Annotated in this window: 17 protein-coding genes and 1 pseudogene; all 18 read right to left on the bottom strand. The window is 33.5% G+C overall.

All coding sequences use genetic code 11. The annotated features are described in order from the left end of the window. Positions 1 to 284: 284 nt before the first annotated feature. Positions 285 to 674, bottom strand: a pseudogene (locus tag AC6F8J_RS14490) (3-hydroxyacyl-CoA dehydrogenase NAD-binding domain-containing protein); the annotation flags it as partial. A gap of 16 nt (positions 675 to 690) precedes the next feature. Continuing rightward, positions 691 to 1,395 (bottom strand): polysaccharide biosynthesis tyrosine autokinase, encoded by a 705-nt coding sequence (locus tag AC6F8J_RS14485; RefSeq protein WP_500724339.1) that lies wholly within the window; start codon positions 1,393 to 1,395, stop codon positions 691 to 693. Between the two features lie 24 nt (positions 1,396 to 1,419). Next, the gene (locus AC6F8J_RS14480; protein ID WP_500724338.1) at positions 1,420 to 2,121 is read right to left on the bottom strand and encodes a Wzz/FepE/Etk N-terminal domain-containing protein; all 702 of its coding nucleotides are present in this window, start codon (positions 2,119 to 2,121) and stop codon (positions 1,420 to 1,422) included. 26 nt (positions 2,122 to 2,147) lie between these two features. Further along, positions 2,148 to 3,650, bottom strand: a complete 1,503-nt coding sequence (locus AC6F8J_RS14475) for a hypothetical protein (protein ID WP_500724337.1) — start codon at positions 3,648 to 3,650, stop codon at positions 2,148 to 2,150. Positions 3,651 to 3,760: 110 nt separating this feature from the next. Then, on the bottom strand, positions 3,761 to 5,260 hold the full coding sequence (locus tag AC6F8J_RS14470) for an oligosaccharide flippase family protein (protein WP_500724336.1): 1,500 nt from the start codon (positions 5,258 to 5,260) through the stop codon (positions 3,761 to 3,763). Between the two features lie 37 nt (positions 5,261 to 5,297). Further along, positions 5,298 to 6,530 (bottom strand): O-antigen ligase family protein, encoded by a 1,233-nt coding sequence (locus AC6F8J_RS14465; protein ID WP_500724335.1) that lies wholly within the window; start codon positions 6,528 to 6,530, stop codon positions 5,298 to 5,300. Then, positions 6,530 to 7,624 (bottom strand): glycosyltransferase, encoded by a 1,095-nt coding sequence (locus AC6F8J_RS14460; protein WP_500724334.1) that lies wholly within the window; start codon positions 7,622 to 7,624, stop codon positions 6,530 to 6,532. Before AC6F8J_RS14460 ends, AC6F8J_RS14465 begins: the two co-directional genes overlap by 1 nt. A 23-nt stretch (positions 7,625 to 7,647) precedes the next feature. Then, entirely contained in the window at positions 7,648 to 8,730 is a 1,083-nt protein-coding gene (locus AC6F8J_RS14455; RefSeq protein WP_500724333.1) for a glycosyltransferase, read from the bottom strand. Positions 8,731 to 8,795: 65 nt separating this feature from the next. Beyond that, complete coding sequence (locus AC6F8J_RS14450) at positions 8,796 to 9,833, bottom strand: glycosyltransferase (protein ID WP_500724332.1); 1,038 nt, start codon at positions 9,831 to 9,833, stop codon at positions 8,796 to 8,798. Positions 9,834 to 9,853: 20 nt separating this feature from the next. Continuing rightward, positions 9,854 to 11,173: a nucleotide sugar dehydrogenase gene (locus AC6F8J_RS14445; protein ID WP_500724331.1), complete on the bottom strand. Its 1,320-nt coding sequence runs from the start codon at positions 11,171 to 11,173 to the stop codon at positions 9,854 to 9,856. Positions 11,174 to 11,182: 9 nt separating this feature from the next. Next, complete coding sequence (locus AC6F8J_RS14440) at positions 11,183 to 12,196, bottom strand: glycosyltransferase (protein WP_500724330.1); 1,014 nt, start codon at positions 12,194 to 12,196, stop codon at positions 11,183 to 11,185. Between the two features lie 23 nt (positions 12,197 to 12,219). Then, positions 12,220 to 12,912, bottom strand: a complete 693-nt coding sequence (locus AC6F8J_RS14435; RefSeq protein ID WP_500724329.1) for a sugar transferase — start codon at positions 12,910 to 12,912, stop codon at positions 12,220 to 12,222. A 26-nt stretch (positions 12,913 to 12,938) separates the two neighbouring features. Further along, entirely contained in the window at positions 12,939 to 14,138 is a 1,200-nt protein-coding gene (locus AC6F8J_RS14430) for an aminotransferase class I/II-fold pyridoxal phosphate-dependent enzyme (RefSeq protein WP_500724346.1), read from the bottom strand. Positions 14,139 to 14,168: 30 nt separating this feature from the next. Next, positions 14,169 to 16,070 carry a polysaccharide biosynthesis protein gene (locus tag AC6F8J_RS14425; RefSeq protein ID WP_500724328.1) on the bottom strand — a complete coding sequence of 634 codons (1,902 nt, stop codon included), beginning with the start codon at positions 16,068 to 16,070 and terminating at the stop codon, positions 14,169 to 14,171. Between the two features lie 120 nt (positions 16,071 to 16,190). After that, complete coding sequence (locus AC6F8J_RS14420) at positions 16,191 to 17,186, bottom strand: SDR family NAD(P)-dependent oxidoreductase (RefSeq protein ID WP_500724327.1); 996 nt, start codon at positions 17,184 to 17,186, stop codon at positions 16,191 to 16,193. Positions 17,187 to 17,363: 177 nt separating this feature from the next. After that, complete coding sequence (locus AC6F8J_RS14415) at positions 17,364 to 18,116, bottom strand: WbqC family protein (protein ID WP_500724326.1); 753 nt, start codon at positions 18,114 to 18,116, stop codon at positions 17,364 to 17,366. A gap of 64 nt (positions 18,117 to 18,180) precedes the next feature. Next, complete coding sequence (locus AC6F8J_RS14410; RefSeq protein WP_500724325.1) at positions 18,181 to 19,632, bottom strand: oligosaccharide flippase family protein; 1,452 nt, start codon at positions 19,630 to 19,632, stop codon at positions 18,181 to 18,183. Then, positions 19,632 to 20,591 carry a glycosyltransferase gene (locus AC6F8J_RS14405; protein ID WP_500724324.1) on the bottom strand — a complete coding sequence of 320 codons (960 nt, stop codon included), beginning with the start codon at positions 20,589 to 20,591 and terminating at the stop codon, positions 19,632 to 19,634. The genes AC6F8J_RS14410 and AC6F8J_RS14405 overlap by 1 nt, the downstream gene beginning before the upstream one ends. Between the last annotated feature and the right edge of the window lie 280 nt (positions 20,592 to 20,871).

The following is a 20,871-nucleotide window of genomic DNA, read 5'->3' as shown; positions in this document are numbered from 1 at the left end:
TCTTTTACATGCTTATACATGCCTTTCAAATTCAAGTCATATTTGCAAAAAAATATAATAATTAATACTATTCACCAACATCTAGTTTTGAAATATTGATTAAAATTAACTGATAAGAAAATCATACACTTTATATTATAAAGTAAAAGTAAAAATGTCACAATAGGAATCCCAAAATCTATTAATGGCCAAAGCATAATATAAGATCAAAACACATTCATTGTTATAAATTAATCTCTAGTAAACAAGTCCCTTGTATATACTTTATCAACAACATCTTTTATTTCTTCCGAAATAGATTTCGTATAACCAACAGGGACCGTCGATTTAATAATCATTATAGCATCCGGATTAATAGAAAGTACATTTCCTATAACTGCTTCTACCGTTCTTGTATTAAAGTAGTTCTTCTCTGCATCATAATTCGTTGGCGTAGAAATGATAACATATTCAGCATCTTTAAATGCCTCATAATTATCGGTTGTTGCTATCAAATTAAGCTCTTTCGTAGCCAAATACGCTTCTATTTCAGTATCAATGATCGGAGATTTTTTCTTATTAATCATCTCAACTTTTTCTTTAATAATGTCTAGTGCTATAACCTCATTATGTTGAGCTAAAAGTATTGCGTTTGAAAGCCCAACATAACCTACACCGGCAACTGTAATTTTCATAATTCATCTTACCCCCTTAGAGCTTGTTAAGTTTTTTCTTTTTTGTAACCTTAGTTAATATAAGACCCAATACTTTCTCTTTAACTTTATCCAATTCTTTTTTTGCTTTAAGAGCCTCTTCTATTTTACTATCATTTAATGCAAGGACCAGAACAATACCGTCAACATACTTAGACAGCACCATTGTATCCGCAACGTTTAGGAGTGGTGGTGCATCCATCAGTATAATATCATATATTGATCTTAGTTCAAGAATGATACTTTCAATTTTACTTGACCCTAGAAAATCGTAAGGTGTTTCAGGACGTTGACCCGATGTAATAACATCTAGATTATCAATACCTGATACTTTCTGTATCACTTCGCTTATCTTAAAAAAATCATATAAGACCTCCGCAGTCCCTGGTGATTCTTGTATATTCATCAACTTATACATTTGGGAGCATCGCAAATCACACTCTAAAATAAGTACCTTTTTTCCTTCTTGAGCAAAGCTTATAGCTATATTAGCAAGTGTCGTTGATTTACCTTTTAACTTTGTGCTGCTTGTAAACAACACCACTTGATTAGGTTTATCTCTTATGAAAAAGTTCAGATTTGTTCTAAGCATTTTATAACTTTCAGAAATAAAAGAAGCTGGTTCATTTAATGTGACTAAGTTAGTATTTTTCATTGCATTATTCCCTTCATAGATAATTTCAAATACAAATACATTTTCCAAATTAAGAATCCTATTGAAAGGAGATTAGATACGTTCTTTTGCTTTTTTGCCATGCTCTATTGGTATATTCCCAATAATAGGTAATCCAAAAATATTTTCTACGTCTTGTTCCGTTTTTAATCTTGTGTCAAAAAACATCATGATAAATATAATAAAGACGCCAGCCATCCCACCCGCCAGAGCTGCAATAATTAAATCTATTGGTAAACTAGCATTAATAGGTTGCGTTGGTTTTTGAGCATAATCATAAATTGTTATTTTGTTGAAACCAACCATTTCTTCTGCATCTACTATGAGTTCATTTGAAAGTTCGTTGGCTACACGCATCGCTTTTTCCGGTGAAGTGTCTGTATAGGTTATGTACATGAATCTTGTCCCTTTAACAGAATTTATTGTCAGATTCTCTCTAACTTCAAGAAGATTCATATCATAATTCAGACGCTTAAATACTTTTTCTATAACGAACCGACTCTGTATCAATTCTCTATAGTCATTAATCAACTCCAAGCCAATTCTAAAATCATTTAAACTCATATTCTCTTCATCACTTGGATCATTCCCAAAAAACAGCGTAGATTGGGCGCTATATAAGGGTACAAAATATGTTAGATTTGCCCAATAGGTAATCCCAATAGAAAAGATTATAAAAAAAGCTATGATCCACCATTTATTTATCATTGTAATCAATAAGTCTTTTAGACCTATTTCTTGATAGTATTTTTTCATGTTTAGCTCCTCTTACATGATTATTGTCATTCTTTATTCAGATCAGTATTGTCCTCCAAAATCGAAGCGTCCGTCGTACTTACGAGATTTGTGAACCCACTATACTTATTTTTTATTAAGGATATGCTCGTATTGATATCATTATTAATTAAACTTGGATATACACCATTTGTATTGATAAAAGTATTATTGTAGAACAATGCTGTTGAGCCTGCACCTCTAAATCTCATTTTTTCCGTTGAAACCTTGCTAAATTCAAAGGCTGAATGCTCTACTACTAGATTTTCAACATTTGAACTCTTGTCCGCTTGAAACAGATACAAGTCATTAATATTTTTTACGTTCATATCTGAAATTAATAAATCCACAAGATTTTCATAAATACTAATTAATACGCCTTCCATACCATAGCCGTCAACAGTGACATTCTTAATACTTGATTGATACATATTTTTGATTCTAAATGCACCTTTAGGCACATCGGTCAAGGCTGTTGCTTCCGTGATTATTACATTATTTATATTTACATTAACTGCATGATCAACACTAAATGCCAAATCCACCCTTGTTATTTCCACATTTGAAACGCTTATATTATTTGCACCACTAAAAATGATAATACCAACTCTCGAATCTTCAACACGACTATCAATTATGTTAATGTTAGTTGCTGGGCTCGTATCCTTATACCCATTATATATATGCACCCCTGCTCCAGGTGAGTTCTCAAATAACACTTCATTGAAAGTAATATTACTTGTATTCATATCTATATACACACAATGAAGGAATCGACTCGCTCCCGCACTTGCATCAAGGGTACCTTTTGTCATTGTAAAATCCCTGGTTGTGTTCATTAATAAAGGTGTCAATGATCTATATATATGCGTATTGTCAATGGTTATATTCTCATTCATTTGATTGTTGCTGGATGCTCCAAACTTGATGCCTACATTCATCTCATATATATATACATCTTTAATCTTTAAGTTATTGATTCCAATAAAGTGTAATGCTGTAACATTGCTTGTCAAGCTACCTTCAGCATAGTCAGTTCCCTTTCTGTCATTTTTAGACATAAATGATAGTCCTTCAATTGTTACGTTTTCAACAACTTCTTTTTCCTCTGTAATCATCATATTAACCAACCATCTTTGTGATGGCATATATAATATAGATCCATAGCCACTTATATGGAGATTACCCTTCATTATAAGCGTTTCTGATATTTTATAGATCTTATCTTCTTCAAAAACCAAAGGTCTATCCAAGTTAATTGCTTCGTCTATAGCCTCTTGAATCGCATCTGTATCATCTACTATACCATCGCCAATTGCGCCAAATGCTTCAACGTACAAACTGTTAGCTGGTATTATATTTTTCTTAAGAGGTTCTTTTATTATTTCTGATACTCCTATGGGTTCATCAACCAATTCAGCTTGATCACTTTTTATAGGTAACACCACTTTTAAAAATCCATTGATTAATATAATGATGATGATTGCAATAATGATTACACTTTTTTTCATATAATTTCCTCACGCTTTAGATTCAAAATATAGTCAGATTATAGCATGTATATTTTTGTAATTCAATCTTATAGGCATTGTAAGCATATAGTCACTTCACCAAAACAATTCTATTGCTCATTATTTTTATTCCTTTTTAGGTTCACCATTTCCTTTAAGCTTATAAACATGACTTTAATAACTTTATGGTTAATTATATAAATATAGGCTAGGTATATGAAGAGAATAATGAATTTATAAAATACATTGAGCCAACTAAACTCAACCATGTATTTTGTCAAGCTAAAATACAAACCAATACCCATGAAAATCAAACTAACCAGTATAACCTTCAGCATACTTACAATCTTATACCCTACTGTATTATATTTTCTACTGAAAATAAGTACAATAATTACTATGATTGCTTTTGCTATCAAGAAAGCAATTGCAGCACCATACATACCATAAAGTGGTATAAGAATAAATGAAAGAAAAATATCCATAAAACTTCCGATTAACGTAGCTATAAATATTTTTTTAGTTGCCTCTTTATAATAGAACATAAGATTAATATAGAAATAATATATCGACTTAATTGAGAAGGCTATCACAAGAATCGGTATGACTGTCCAAGCCATCAAATAGCTTTCATTGGTCATAATGAATATGGCTTCTTGGGAGAACAAACCAATAAGCATATATAATATAGAATAGAGTGTTAATAAAACATGAGATAACTCATTGATCTCTGGATGTTTTTCATGTTCACCTTTGTTCATGACATCATAAAACCAGGGTGCAAAGGCTTTATTTACAGAACTTTGAACAAGGTCAATCAATAATCCAAATTGCATAGCTATACTATATAGACCAACAGAATATAAAGACCCACTGTTATTAATGAAAACACGAGAAGCTAAACCTGCAACACTCGTAGAAAGATTGTGCGGCATTATAGGAATCGAATAAGACAAGGCTTCTTTTAGAATCTCTTTATCTAAGCAAAAGGTTATAAGGTTATTCTTTTTCAAATCATAAATCATAAAAAAGAAATATGCAATGTTGAGAATCATAGTAGATAAAAGAACGCCTAATGCCCCTAATCTAAAAACGCCTATTAATAACAAGTTCAATAAAACTTGTAATACAAAAAAAATGATGTTAATTGCGGTTAGTTTTTTGCCTTGCTGCATACCTTGCAAAATACTTTCATGAGTAGAATGCAGTGTAATAAAAACAACCATAACAAACGTCACAAGTACAATCGGATAAAAGGTAAGATTATCAAAAAACAAACGGTTTATAAAATCTCGTAAAACAACCATTAGGATAAATGAAGCTATACACATGAGACCAATAAAACTGATAATCGATCCATAGAATCTCTTTAAGATTTCCCGTTTCACACTGTAATCTGTGTAGAATCTAACCAGTGCTGAATATAATGAAAATGCAATTACATATGTTGCCACTTGGGTAAAGCTTGAAGCCAAATTGGTTATACCATAATCTGTAGGTGTTAAAAACCTTGTATATATTGGCAACAATAAAAACCCTGCTGATTTTAATAACAGCGAACTCAATGTATATAAAACTGAGTTCTCTATAACCCTTTTTTTACTACTCATAACATGTCTTTCTCCACTTCTACGAATATCTTCAAGCTTATTTTACACTTAATGCTTTATCTTCTTTCAACTTAGTTCTTACAACTATAAAGCTAATACATATGATCAAGTTAACCATAAAGTCATAATAGGTTACAAACCCATACTGGGATATTAAGATAGCGACCATAATAACCACAATTAAATAGGTCATAGGTTCTTTTGAAGCTTTTAGTAATTTCATAGCGTTTACCAAAACATAAGCAAATGCATAATAATAAATGATTGTTCCAATCACACCCACTCCAACCAATAACTCGATGTAATTGTTATGAGAATAAGTACCCTTTCCTATGGTACGATATAATAGTACCCTATAGTTATCCAGTCCATATCCAAAAATGGGTTTATTCATAAACCAGGATAGACCATAATCAATGTATTCAATTCTAAGCTCAGTGCTGCTATCAACTGAGCCAAGGCCTGTAACAATGGAAAATAAGCCTTCTAAACGAACGCCCAAAATACTATAAAATAGCGGGATGTTCATTATCAGCTGATAGCCTAAAGCCAGCATAATTATAATCTTAGTCATCAACAAAATTCGATTACTTCTACTGCTTAGACCTGTAAAAGAAATGTAGCCAAAAGCTACAAAAAACAAAGCTTTTCTTGATCCTGTAAGAATAACAATTAATGTTGATATAGCAATTATAATAATATATCTTGCTTTTTTAAGTCGGACTTCCTCTTTTCTTATGAGAAGTAATGATATCAATACACCAAAAGCCATCATAATTCCAATGGTATTACCATTCCACTTTTCTCCAAGCAAATCGGCACCAATTTGAGTTATCCCTAGTAAACCAACATCAATCTTATAAAGTATATAAATACCATTTAGCGTCGTTGCATAAACTACAATTTTAAACAATGAATATATGTCAACCTCAGTAACAATAACACATGACATTAACCAAAAAACCACTAAATTGATTAATAATGTTTTTAATATTTCAAAGGTTAAGGCAAAATAAAGAGACCAGAAATAGGACAAAGTACCCCAAAAGAAAAAAGCAAGCATCCATATAAAAAATTGGTTGACCACAGCTAAGTCTTTTTTAATAATTACGATCAACATATTGAGTATGGCAAAAAAAACTACGCCCCACCATAAAACCCGTATATTGTTTAAATCCGGATTCAAGCCTATAAGTACTAAAAAAAATAAGCTAATCTTCAAAAAACCCATAATATTATTTTCATCATTTGAAGCTAAGGTTATACCCATTAGTTTTTATTCCTTTTCTCATCTATAATCCATCGAATAAAAGATTGCCATTCTTTAGCAATGTGGTCTACATTGACTTCATTAACAAGGCCCCTAGCACACGCACCCATTCTAGAGGCAGCCTCTTTATTCCTTAACAAGTAGAGCAAGCCATTGGTTAAGGCCAACTCATCTTCAATCGGCACCAACAATCCATTTTTTTTATTGTCTATCAGCATAGCCGCCCCCCCTGGCGAACAATCTGTAGATATACAAGGTACCCCAAGAACCATGGCTTCTATAAGTGCATTAGGAAGCCCTTCATAATTGGAGCTATAAGCAAATATTTCTGCAGAAATAATTCTTTCTAAGATATTTTCAACATTGCCTTCTAAAAAAACACGTTCTGACAAACCCAGTTCATGAATCCGATTGCTTAAATCCTCTTTAAGTGGACCATCACCATAGATCTTCATAATATAATCTGGATAAGTATCAGCTATATTTGAGAATGCCTTTATTAAAAGTTTCTGGTTCTTCTGAGAGTGCAATCTACCAACGGAAACAATTACCTTATCACGTTCACCTTGCCAACTTTTTGGAAAAGCATCAGTTTGTATAGGGTTAAGAATGACAACTGAACGATCGCGGACCTTTTTTGAGTATAAGTTTTTTGCGCCATTGGTTTGAAAGACAAAACCATCTGTCAGGCTTTTTACAAGAATACTATAGCATTTTTCTTTAAGCGAGTTATTCATAAACCTTGGATCGTTTCTCTCGGAATAGATAAGTGGGTATTTTAATCCAATATTGGCAAGTGCTGTAATGGCACACACATCATTAATGAAGGATATAACAACATCTGGATTGTATGCCTTAATCTTATTTCTCAAATCATTTAAGAAACTTATAACACCTTTCAGACTCTTGGTATTCATATTCCCCACTTTGGATAGTTCAACCTTCTCATGGAGATGGTATGCCCTTATGCCTTCTTTGTCAAAACTAATGATTTTAACAGGATTACCATTGGTAACAAATGCATTAGATAGAATAGAAATCACCCTTTCAGCACCACCATAACCCATGCCCGGAACAACAAATAAAATCCTCATAGCTTACTCCCTATACCTCGTACCTAATTATTATAAATAGTTTCGTAACCCTTTGCCATTTGGATGGCATCAAAACATACAGATTTCTTCAAAGCATTCTTCCCAAGCTTCATCCTCAATGCCTTATCTCTTATGAGACGTTCAAGTGCTTCTACAAAGTCTTCAACCTGTATTTTTACCACAATCCCTGATTCATCATGCGTAATCATATCTGAAATACCACCAACATCTGTAGCAACGATAGGCATTCCTGTTGCCATTGCCTCAATCAATGTAATTGGCATGCCTTCCCATAAAGATGGAAGCACAAAAATATCTGCTTCATGGATATACTTATATACATTTGACTTAAGTCCAAGGAATTCAACACAATCTTCTAAATGATAGGACTTAACCAACTTCTTAATATCTTCTTCATAATCTCCTGAGCCCATTAGTTTAAGCTCTATGTTCTTATTAGATTCCCTAAGTATACGGAAGCCTTCGATTAATCCTTTATGATTCTTCTGCTCACAAAATCTACCTATATGCAAAAGAGATACTTTTGAATCTCTGATATCATAGTTGGTTTTGGGTTTGCACCTTTCTAGTTGGATTCCATTATAAATCATTGGTACCACTTCATCTTTCAAACCATACTCTTTAATAATTGTATCCTTGACCATAGGACTAATAGATACCGGTACAACCTTACATACATGGTAAAAAAACTTGTTAACTTTTCTAATCATTAACCCATTTTCTTTTGTAGCAATATTATGAATTGTATGAACTCTTTTATTTACGCCTAATAATTGGGCAATAGGCATAACATACGGCAAAATATATAAATGTGTATGAACAACATCCGGCTTTTCTTTTTTAATCAACTTAAATAAGCTTATAAATAATTTCAAGTCAAACTTTGGTTTCTTATTCATATATAGGACTTGTATGCCCTCTGCCTCAAGCCTCTTGGTTATAGCAGACTGATAATTATATAAGCTAACGACCTTAACATCATAACCATCTTTTTTAAGTTGTTTTGCCAGGTTTTCTATCATTATTTCTGCGCCGGCCAATTCGAGCTTAGGCACAAACTGTAATATTTTTAATCTCTTTTCCATATTGTCCTCCTCATACTTAGCAAAATTCTATTATTAAACACACCTAGGACCGAATGTGCTTTTACTTATAGATAGCGCTTTATAATAGATGTTACATATTCTGGTGAATAATTTTTGGCCTGTTTTAGACAAGCATATTTCATTCTATGGACCAAATCAGGCTGGTCTTTTAATAGCAATAAGCTCTTTTTCAAACCCTCAACATCATCAAAATCATAGAGAATACCGGTTTCATTATGGATGATGATTTCAGTTGCCGACTTCCATTTTGAGGCTACCACGGGGACACCTGCATAATAGGCGTCAATAATAGTACCTGGAATACCTTCTGTCCTAAACTCTGTTGGAAACAATAAGAGGTGATATTTTTTGATCACTTCAACACTTTTCGTTGAAGTAACACAACCTTCGTATGAAACCTCGTTCCCATAAGTCTTCATATATTCATTAAATCGCTCTAAATAATCATCATCAATCCAACCATAAATATCAAGTTTATATATAAGCTTACCGAATTTTTTGTTAATCTCATGGACCGTTTTTATTGCATTTTTAATACCTTTTAAGGGTGTAATTCTTGAAAACATACATAAATGGTAAGGTGGCTCTATTTGAAATATCAACTCATTTTCATTTAGTATTGTAAGGATTTTAAAGTTTGGTACTTTGTATACATGTCGCATGCCAATCCCAGTCAATTCCTTAACCATTACATCTGTTTCAACCTGGATGCTATAGAATCTATTAAGCTTTTTAATAAGCTTTGGATTTTTCTGAATTAACTGAGGTAACCATCCACCTATTACTGAATAATGTAGCTTCTTCTTATAAAATATATTGATGTTATCAAACAAGGGCACAAAAATCTTAACACCATTATGAGCAGGTAAAATAATCACATTATCGCACTCTTTTACCAGTCGTATGCATTCGATTACTAGATGAATCATCTTTTTCTTCCATCCATAAGTGTCAATCAATTTCACTTGATCTTCACCATATGTATGGATTAATACTTTTGCCAATGTCTTGGTTTTGATTGTCTGACCATCCAGAAACTCTTTGTCTTTTCCAAAATGACCGCAAATCCCAACTTTATACATAAAACACCTCTACTTTATCTCTATAAACGCCAATATGTATAACCTGATGCTTCTAATTCAGCCAAATCAAAAACACTTTTTATATCAATCATGACTTTTTCATCCTTTGGCATATCTCGATACATACCATCAAACTCATCAATTGTCATGGATCTAAGCTCTGTATGTGCTACTGCCAGTACAATACAATCAAGGTCATTTACATCCTCAAGCTTCACCAGATTAATCCCATAATGTTCTTTCGCTTCAACCTCGTCTGCAATTGGATCAACTATTATGGGCTCTATACCATACGATTGTAGCTGTTCAATAATGTCAACAACCTTGGAATTTCTTGTATCTGGACAATTTTCTTTAAAGGTAACGCCTAAAATTGCTACCTTGGCTTCTTTAACTTTTTTGTTTGACAATATTAACTTTTTGATAATAGCGTCCGTAACAAAAGCACCCATGCCATCATTTATTTTTCTGCCAGCCAAAACAATTTGGCTATGATAGCCTAATCTCTCTGCTTCATAAACAAAATAATAAGGATCCACGCCGATGCAATGTCCACCTACAAGACCTGGTGAAAACCCAAGCGCATTCCACTTAGTATTCATCGCTTCAATGACTTCTTTTGTATCAATATTCATCTTATCAAAAACCATTGCCAACTCATTCATAAAGGCAATATTAATATCTCTTTGACTATTTTCTACAACTTTAGCGGCCTCTGCTACTTTGATAGAGCCTGCCTTATGAACCCCCGCTTCAATAACCAACTCATATACCTTAGCAATTATATCCGTTGTTTCTTGATCCATGCCTGATACAATCTTGATTATATTCTCAAGTGTATTGATTTTATCCCCTGGGTTGATACGTTCAGGCGAATAACCTATTTTAAAGTCTATACCGCACTTCAAACCTGACGCTTCCTCAAGAATAGGAACACATATATCTTCTGTAACCCCAGGATATACCGTCGATTCATATACTACAATTGAACCTTTTGAAAGGTTCCGTCCTAGGATCTGACTTGCTCCTTCTACAGGTGATAAATCCGGTGTCTTGTCCGTATTAATTGGTGTAGGCACTGCAATTATATGAAACTTGGCCTCTTTAAGCCTGTTTTCATCTGTAGTAAACATTACCCTTGTGTTTTTAATGACTTCATCTCCAACTTCCTTTGTTGGATCGACACCACTTAGATAAGCATCTATTTTCATCTTGTTTAAGTCATAACCAATAACATCCGTCTTCCTCGCAAATGCTACTGCAATTGGCATACCTACATAACCCAGTCCAATCACTGATATTTTAGCTTTTTTGTTCATTAGATCATCATACAGTTTCATAACATCACCTCATCTTTTATTTTTAAATATTTCAAATATACCTTGTATTGAACCTATTCCATAAGTAATATGAAATATTGGAAAAAGGATCAAAAGCAAGGGTACATATTTGATATGATCTTTAGCTTTGAATGAGAATAGCAGATCCAAAAGTAAGTATAAACCTACTTCAAAGGCAAATAAATAACCCAAAAAAGGCATCATCAGAGATAGTATGGGCATAATAATTAGAGAACTCAAGAATAGAAGTGGAATAAAATGTCTAACACCCATAGAACCTGGACATAACTTCATTGTAATAACATTCCACTTTCCATTTTTTAATGCCATATCTGATATACCTTTTATGGTATCCCTACAATAATAGGATAGTTTGATTTCATCTGAAAGGAAAATTTTTCCTCCATTCTTTCGAATTCTGTAATTCATCTCATTATCTTGATTTCTAGTTAGGTGCTCATTGTACATACCATACTGATCAAAAACCGCTCTCCTAAACGCTCCAAATGGAACAGTATCAACATAGCCACTTGTTCCACCCGTTCTAAACTCAGAGTTACCTACTCCAAACTTTGAAGACAGCATTAGTGCAATTCCATGACCAACAAAGCCTTTTCCAATGGTTTTTGCTACACCACCAACATTGTCAGCATCTGTGGTTTCCAGATAATGAACACATTTTGATATATAATCACTATGATACATACTATGAGCATCTAGTCTTATAATGTATTTTCCAACTGCATGACCAATGCCAATATTCATAGCATAGGGCACAGTTTTCTTAGGGTTGTTATATACTTTTATGAGATTGGGATTATCCAATTGAAACTTTTTTATTATACTTACTGTGGCATCACTTGATTCACCATCTACGAATATCCACTCCATATGACGCTTATTATAATCCTGACTAAGTAAGGATTTGATACAAGTCTCTATATAAAGTTCTTCATTATAAACAGGCATTACCACTGATACAATGATACCTTTTTTCACTAATTCTTTATTATACTTTTCCATAGTCCCTCATCTAGTTATTATTGTTAATCTCTTTTTATCACCGCTATTATTGTTTTATAGATAATCTTCATATCATTCATCAAACTCAAATTCATAATTGCTTCTAAATTGTACCTCATTTTATTTGGTAAAACAACTTGTAGATATGTTTTATCAGGATTATTGGTTTTACTCAATAATTTTTCTTCGTCTTTATAAGCAATACTTGCTAAAGATGTTACCCCAGCCGGCAAAAGCAAAGTCGCTCTCATCGTCGGTGTATAACGAACCACATATTTGGGCACTTCAGGTCGCGTTCCAACCAAAGTCATATCGCCCATAATAATATTAAATAATTGTGGCATTTCATCAATTCTATATTTTCTTAATACTTTACCGATCTTTGTAATTCTTGGGTCATCCGTCACAGTTACTTGGGAACCCATTGTTTCCGCACGATGAACCATCGTTCTGAATTTAAGAATTCTAAAAAGCTTACCGTATTGAGTAACTCTAATTTGTTTAAACATTATTGGACCGGTAGAATCTAATTTGATAAGTATGCCAACCAAAGCAAACAATGGTAACAAAAGTATGATGAGTAAAAAAGAAAAAATCATATCCATCAATCTTTTGATGAATAAATATGCCCTTTTTTGATAGACAATATTATAATATTGTTTCACTTCTATCGTACGCATGCTTTTTGGCAACGATTCCCATTTTGACACTTTCATTGGTTGCCACCTCCATTTATTCGGTTCTAAATCGCCTTCCTAAGACACTCAATAACATACCTTACATCTTCATCCGACAAAAGTGTATGTAAAGGTAATGTAACTTCATTTTTATACATATCATATGCATTAGGGAAAGATTCGATATTAAACCCAAGATTTTTATATGCTGTTAGAAGTGGCAAGGGTTTAAAATGTACGTTACTGGCTACACCCATTTCTCCCAATCGAACTATAACTTTGTTACGGTCATCCTCACTGTAATTATTGATTCTAATAGGGTATAAATGACCCGATGAGGAAAAACCCTCACCCGTGTGTGATAAGGTCTTAATACCAAGGTCCTTAAACCCTTGATTATACATGGATATGACTTTATGTCTTCTCTTTAATAGCTCATCATAACGTTTTAGCTGAGCAATTCCAATACTTGCCATAATATCAGTCATATTGCATTTATAGGCCGGAAAAATAATATCATATTCCCAGGATCCTAATTGATTCTTCGCTAGTGCATCTTTGGACTGACCATGTAAGCTATACAACATAAATTGATTATATAACCATTCATGATTAATATGGTCGTGATTACGCCATACAACCGCGCCACCTTCAGCTGTTGTTAGGTTTTTTACAGCATGAAATGAAAAACAAGAAAAATCAGCCAACTGGCCACAATTAAAGCCATCTCTCTTTGCACCAAAAGCATGAGCAGAATCTGACATAACAATAACCCGACCAAATCCTTTTTGTATATCATTACTTGGCATGAATTTTGATTTTTGCTTATTAATAATTTCGTATATTTTATTATAATCACAAATAACACCTGCAAAATCAACAGGTATAATCACCTTTGTTTTCTCAGTAATCGCTTCTGATAATAAGTTGTAATCCATTTCATAGGAATCCTTTTGGGTATCAACCAAAACAACTTTAGCACCCACATGGGTAATCACCGATGCACTTGCCGTAAATGTATAAGAAGATGTGATAACCTCATCGCCCGGCTCAACACCTAGTATTCTCAAAACAAGTTCCATTGCTGACGTTGCCGAACTCAAACATACTGCTTTCTCGACACCAATATATTCTGCTATTTTTTTTTCAAACTCTTTTGTTATGGGTCCTGTTGTAATCCAACCGGATCTTAAGGTCTTAATAACTGCTTCGATCTCCGTTTCACCAAAATCCGGTGGTGAAAAAGGAATAACTCTCTTAGATATAGTATTCACAAAAACCTCCGATTATGTTTATTATTGTACATTGTTTTCCTCTAAAGATGTGACCAATTCAACAGCATCCATTTTCTCAGAATTAACCAATTTATTGTCCTTATAAGTTGGCACGATGTACTTTACCAACTCACGTATATCATCGTTTGAACCATTATTAACCAAATCAGCTAGAAAATCAATGGATTTTTTTAATACCTGATATTCCAGTTCTGCTGGCTGTCCAATATAAATCTTATCAAATTCTGTGCTTTGAAGCTCTTCATCTGCCATTAATAATTCTTCATATAATTTTTCTCCCGGTCTAAGCCCTGTAATCTCTATCATGATATCCTCATTCGGCTTGAAACCGGATAGCTTAATGATATCATATGCCAAATCATATATTTTCACAGGCTCACCCATATCCAGTATAAATATCTCACCACCACTGGCCAATGCGCCTGCTTGAATAACCAATTGCGTTGCCTCAGGAATGGTCATGAAATATCTAATGATTTCTTTATGGGTTACTGTAAGTGGTCCCCCCTCTTTGATTTGTTTTTTAAAGAGTGGAATAACTGATCCATTGCTACCAAGTACATTACCGAATCGAACTGCATTAAAATTTGTTTTAGACTGCTTTGCAAGTCCTTGAATAATCATTTCACATATACGTTTACTTGCACCCATTATATTTGTTGGATTCACAGCTTTGTCCGTTGAGATCATAACGAACTTCTTGACACCATATTTATCCGCAGCTTCTGCCATATTCTGAGTTCCAAGAACATTGTTTTTTATTGCTTCTTTAGGAGATCTTTCCATCAGAGGTACATGCTTGTGTGCAGCTGCATGAAAAATAACATCAGGACGATGTTCTTTAACAATCTGAAAAATCGCCTCACGGTCTCTGACAGACGCTATTATCACATCCAGATTAATAGACTTTTTATAAGTGCTTAAGATTTCATTTTGAATATCATAAGCATTATTTTCGTAAATGTCTAATATAATTAATTTTTGGGGATTGAATTTGGCAATCTGTCTACATAGTTCAGATCCTATGGATCCACCACCACCAGTAACCATGATAACCTGTCCTTCAATATAAGATGCGATTTGTTTAACATTAAGATTGACCTCATCACGACCTAATAAATCTTCAATCTCTATGTCACGAATCTTACTCATGGAAACTTGTCCATCAATCATTTCTCTAACACCCGGCATGATTCTTACTTTGGCTGAGGTGCGCTTACATTCTTCAAGAATTGCTTTCATGTCTGTCTTGTTAAGCGTTGGTGTTGCTACAATAATTTCGGTAACAAAATACTTATTCGCCACACTAAATATATCATATCTATTTCCGATAATTTTCGTTCCTGCAATGCTTTTTCCATATTTATCAGGATTATCATCAATAAACCCAACAACCACGCCATAAGTCGTTTTATGGTTTTTGATTTCTGTAGCGATAAGAGAAGCCGTAGCACCACTTCCGATAATCAAAGTTCTTTTGATTTCCACTTGTTTTGTTAATGGTTGTTGTCGGAGGATTCTTCTATAAACCCTGTAACCAAATCGGTTGCCTCCAACCACAACAACTTCAAAAATAAAAGCACTTAAATATATACCAAAATATACATTAAATTCAATACTCATCAGGTAGATCATACTTAGTACGTTACCGATAAAAACGGCACCGATGACTTTCATTAACTCTTCAATCGAAGCATACTCCCATATACTATCGTATAGACCAAAGTATTTATAAATAAAGATTTTTACCACAGTTATTAATATAAAACTACGTGCATACACTTCTAATGCGCCTTGTGGCATATTCCCTTCATAATGAAGATAAATGACAAACACAAAAATCAAGTTTATTGTAATGATATCTGCCAAAAAAAGTAGTTTTCTTATTAACTTAACTAGCATAGTTACCCTTCTTTCAAAAACGTAAAGCAACAATAACATAAATATATTAGAATTAATTATCCAGTGCGTGTAACGATTAGAAAAAGCCATGATAGAACTTTTTCAAAAAATAGGAAAGTACTATATTTTATAATACAACCTATACCAATCTATAAATTTCCCGATACCATCTTCTAAAGAGGTCGTGGGCTTGAATCCAATCGCCTCTTCTAATTTGCTTACATCAGCAAATGTTTTAAGAACATCTCCCGGTTGCATATCAACATACTCTTTCAAAGCTGACATACCTAACTTATCTTCTATCGTCTTTATAAAGTGTTCTAGTGTAACAGGTGAATTGTTTCCTATATTATATATTTCATAAGGTATTGTTTTGTCAAGACCCACCTCACTATAGCTTTGTGGTATATGATGAATCAGCTTGGAAATCGCCTCAACAATATCATCCACATAGGTAAAGTCTCTTTCCATCTTACCATGATTGAACACCTTAATCTTTTTATTCTCTGTTATGGCCTTTGTAAATGAATAATAAGCCATATCCGGTCTTCCCCAAGGACCATATACAGTAAAAAATCTTAGCCCGCTTGTCGGAATTGCATATAAGTGGCTGTATGTATGGGCCATAAGTTCATTGGATTTTTTGGTTGCTGCATATAGGCTTACTGGATGATCCACCATATGTTCAGTAGAAAAAGGGACCAAGGAATTACCACCATACACAGAACTTGAAGATGCATATAAGAGATGCTTAACCGGATTGTGGCGACAGGCTTCGAGAATATTTATAAAACCAATGATATTAGAATCAATATAAGCATAAGGATTTTCAATGGAATACCTTACCCCTGCTTGGGCCGCCAGATTAATTACATAATCAAAACCTTCCGCTTCAAAAAGCTGATCAATAGATGTCTTGTCTTTGATATCCATCTTTAAAAAAATAAAATTATCATACGCCTTTAAAATCTCAATACGTTTTTCTTTCAATGAAACATCGTAATAATCATTCATATTATCAATGCCAACAATTCGTTCTCCACTGCTTAATAAATATTGGCACAAATGAAAACCAATAAACCCACCTGCACCTGTTATCAAAAAATTGTTTTTCATGATGATCTCCCTCTATAAGCTCATAGAACTAATTTAAGTAATCTGTTTGGCTATCTTATGAGTCTATGAGCCCTTTTTTACCATTCTAACATGAAATATTCTTACCGTCATCATTAACGATGCCTACATGAAGACCTTGATAAAATACAGTAATATAATGCTGTATAGTATACTTCCTTATTCTGGTAAATTTTTATATACTTCATAATTCTTCACTTGATCCAGAATTTCTTCCGGGCTTAAGAACATCATAAGATCAATTATTGACATACCCGGAATAAAATAATCTCTTCCTTGATTGTATGGTGCAAGCTTATTCTTTAGAAATAATAAATCTACCCCATTTTCTTTGTACTTCTTTGAATCATAGAAAGTCATGCCACCAGGCGCATTATAGTATGTATTAGCCCCTAGAGCCAAAGTCACATACATCCCCCAGTCATCCGGCGATTCTATCTTGGGCAACTGAATTTCAAGCTCTGACAGAAGCTCTATACGTCCCTTTATACCCACATAATCCATGACCTGTTTAATGCTATTGACATGAAAGTGGGTTAAGGCGTCTGTTTCAAAAGCCAAACAGGCTTCTAACACTTCCATAGTCTCCTTATAATAAGGTCCAAAATTTTTGTAACGTTTCAAGTCTTTTCTGATTTTTTGTTTCCAGGGATGGTCATTATTAATACAAATATCTTTAATTGCTGTCTTTTGTGGTGCTTTTTTTACCGTCATGTTAATATAAGTGAATTCTTTATTACAGTTAAGTATACGATTCCGATTCATCCAACCATGTCGTATGTACTGAACCTCATCTGTAATAACAAAAACATCTACTTTATCAATTATGGAATAATACCCTACATAAGGGAAAAAATATGGTTGCATCAAACCAACCGAATTCACATTCATATTCATCAAAGCTTTTTTCATTTCACAAACCCCCTGTCTATCTTTTTTCTAATTTATGTGTACTTCCCATTATATTTGATTCATATTATTTTCTATCTATAATCAACTGCTTAATCGTCGTAACCAAATAAGTATAGCTCTCGATTTTGAATAACTTCGCCAATCCTATATATAGCACAATCCCTACCATCACTTGCAAGACTAGAATCTGCCAAGTCGAAATACTTAGCAGACTAATTGAATAAACCAGAACACCCATAATAGCTGAAATAAAGGATGCCGGCATAATATCTATTAACTGCTCCTTGTAACTATAATCCAATAGCTTTTTATTGGGATAAGCATTCACAAAACTAGAAATAAAACTATTCACCATTTGGCCTAAGGCTATAACATAAACACCAAAAAAAACACTGACCCCCAAAATAATTAGGCCATAGGTTTTTTTAATAACTTCAAGCCTTAAGAATATATCACTTCTACCCATAGCATTTATCGCCTGTAGATTGGCAGTGTGAATAGGCATTATAGCAAGTGTAAAACACGCAATCTGTAAGAAGGGCACCGCTGGCAACCATTTGTCTGTTAATACCACTTTGACCATTGGCTCCGCAACCACCGCTAGGCCAATCATCATCGGAAATACTAAAAATGAACTTGAAACAATAGCCCTTCTCATCATTTCTTTTACTCTTTTTTTATCATCTTGATGGGCTGATAACGCCGGCAGCATAACCGATTGTATAGATCCATTAATATTCGTTACAATAAGCTCAGGAAACTGTCTCCCTCTATTACAAAACCCTAACATAGCTGGAGTATACATTCTCGCAATAATAAGTGTGCTCAAATCTCTATAAATTGTTTCAATCAATGCCGAGGCTATTAGTTTAGATGCATAATCAAAAAGAACTTTAACCCTTTTAAAAGAAAATAATAAGTGAGGACGCCATTTTACGGTAAACCAAAGAATAAAGGCAATTGTAAGCTGGTTGGTCAAGTGCTGTGCCACCAATGCCCATACACCCAACCCATTATATGCGGCAATAATCCCTACGATGCCTGATACAATGACCGCACCGATACTGCTCATAAACAACCTTTTAAACAGCATATGTCTTGAAATAAAAGCATTTTGAATAGAGTTAAGTGCACCAATAAAGAGCGTGATTGACAAGACTCTAATAACAGGAATCAGAAGCGGCTGGTCATAAAAATCGGCTATTATTGGTGCCAGGAAAAATATTAAGACATACAAAACAGCCGAAACCGCTAGACTCAAATAAAAAACAGATGAAAAATCAACCTCATCAACCTCTTTTTTTTGTATGAGTGCCGTATTGAATCCAGTTTGAACAAATACATTTGCAAGAAGTATGAATACCATGACAATGGCGATAATACCGTATTCTTCCGGTAATAGCAACCGGGCTAAGACGATTTGCACAATAAATTGTACGCCTTGACTTCCACTTCGCTCTAATAATTTCCATACCAAAGAAGAAAGCACTCTGGTTTTATTCATTTGTTCACCCATTATCCATTCTTCCTTTTTAATGATTTTATTAGTTTTATAGTCTTTGGTGAATACTGTTTTAAAAAAAGATATAATTTAATTTTGAAGCTTAAGCCCTTATATAAATCCTTGAACTTATCTGATTTGACATCTTTATAGTCACCACATAAAACATGTAAATCGAATCTGTTTTTCTTGATTTTCTTGTCAATCACTTCTGTATATTTTTTATTTGTATAGTCATCTACTTCTTTTAGCATACGCTCGATTCGATCCGTATGTAACTTTCTTATATCGGTACATGACTTTGATATGATGGCCGACCATGAATTCTCAACGTTAATCCGATAAGCGGACATACACGTTTCCATATAATGAATTCTACCACAAATAGAAAAATATATAATCAAAGGAAAGTCCCCAATATAGCAGTTCAAGTAAAATTCCGGTCGCTTAGAGAACTTTCTTCTATATAGAATAGAATTGGTTGCAAATAGGCCACCACCACCCATAATAATCATTTCCGTTGTATAATCTTTACTTGTTTTACTTGGTCGTACTTCTTCAACTTTTTTGTTGGTTTTTGCATCAACTTTAATAGCCGCATGCACACACGCACTACAGTCTTGATGCTTCTCCATATAATCCACTTGCTTTTGTAGCTTATCTGGATCTGTCCAATAATCATCGCCTTCACAAATAGCTATGTATTTGCCTTTGGCCATGTCCTGATAAAAGTCTAGAACCTGGACACCTTTTGAATATTGGTTTTCTTTTTGATAAACTGGGCGAATTATATTGGGATACTGTGTTTCATATTTCTTGATAATCTCCGGTGTTTTATCTTTTGAAGCATCATCATGAATCAAAATCTCATAATTAAAATTCGTTTTTTGCATCAAAAAGCTTTCTATGGCTTCCGATATGTATTTTTCTTGATTATAAGTAATGCAAACTATACTTACAACAATGTCATTCATCTCTTGTCAACCCTCTCATCTTCTCTATCTTGTAATAAGTCCCTCAAAACAATTCTTTGAATACATTTACGCTTTATACATCAACATTTTATCATATCTTAATTAAAATAGGTAATTTTTATTTTTATACATAAAATCTTGGTTAAGGTGTCAAAACTATATAGTTGAACTTTTGCATACAATATATAGTTATGAATGCATCAACTAATCTATATATTGTATGTGAATTTAGTGAAACTTAGTTTTGACCCTTTAACCAACCTTATATATAAAAATAGTA

This window comes from Petrocella sp., assembly GCF_059865615.1.
The sequence above is the reverse complement of the archived record's forward strand: the minus strand, read 5'-3'. Positions and strand labels throughout refer to the sequence as shown.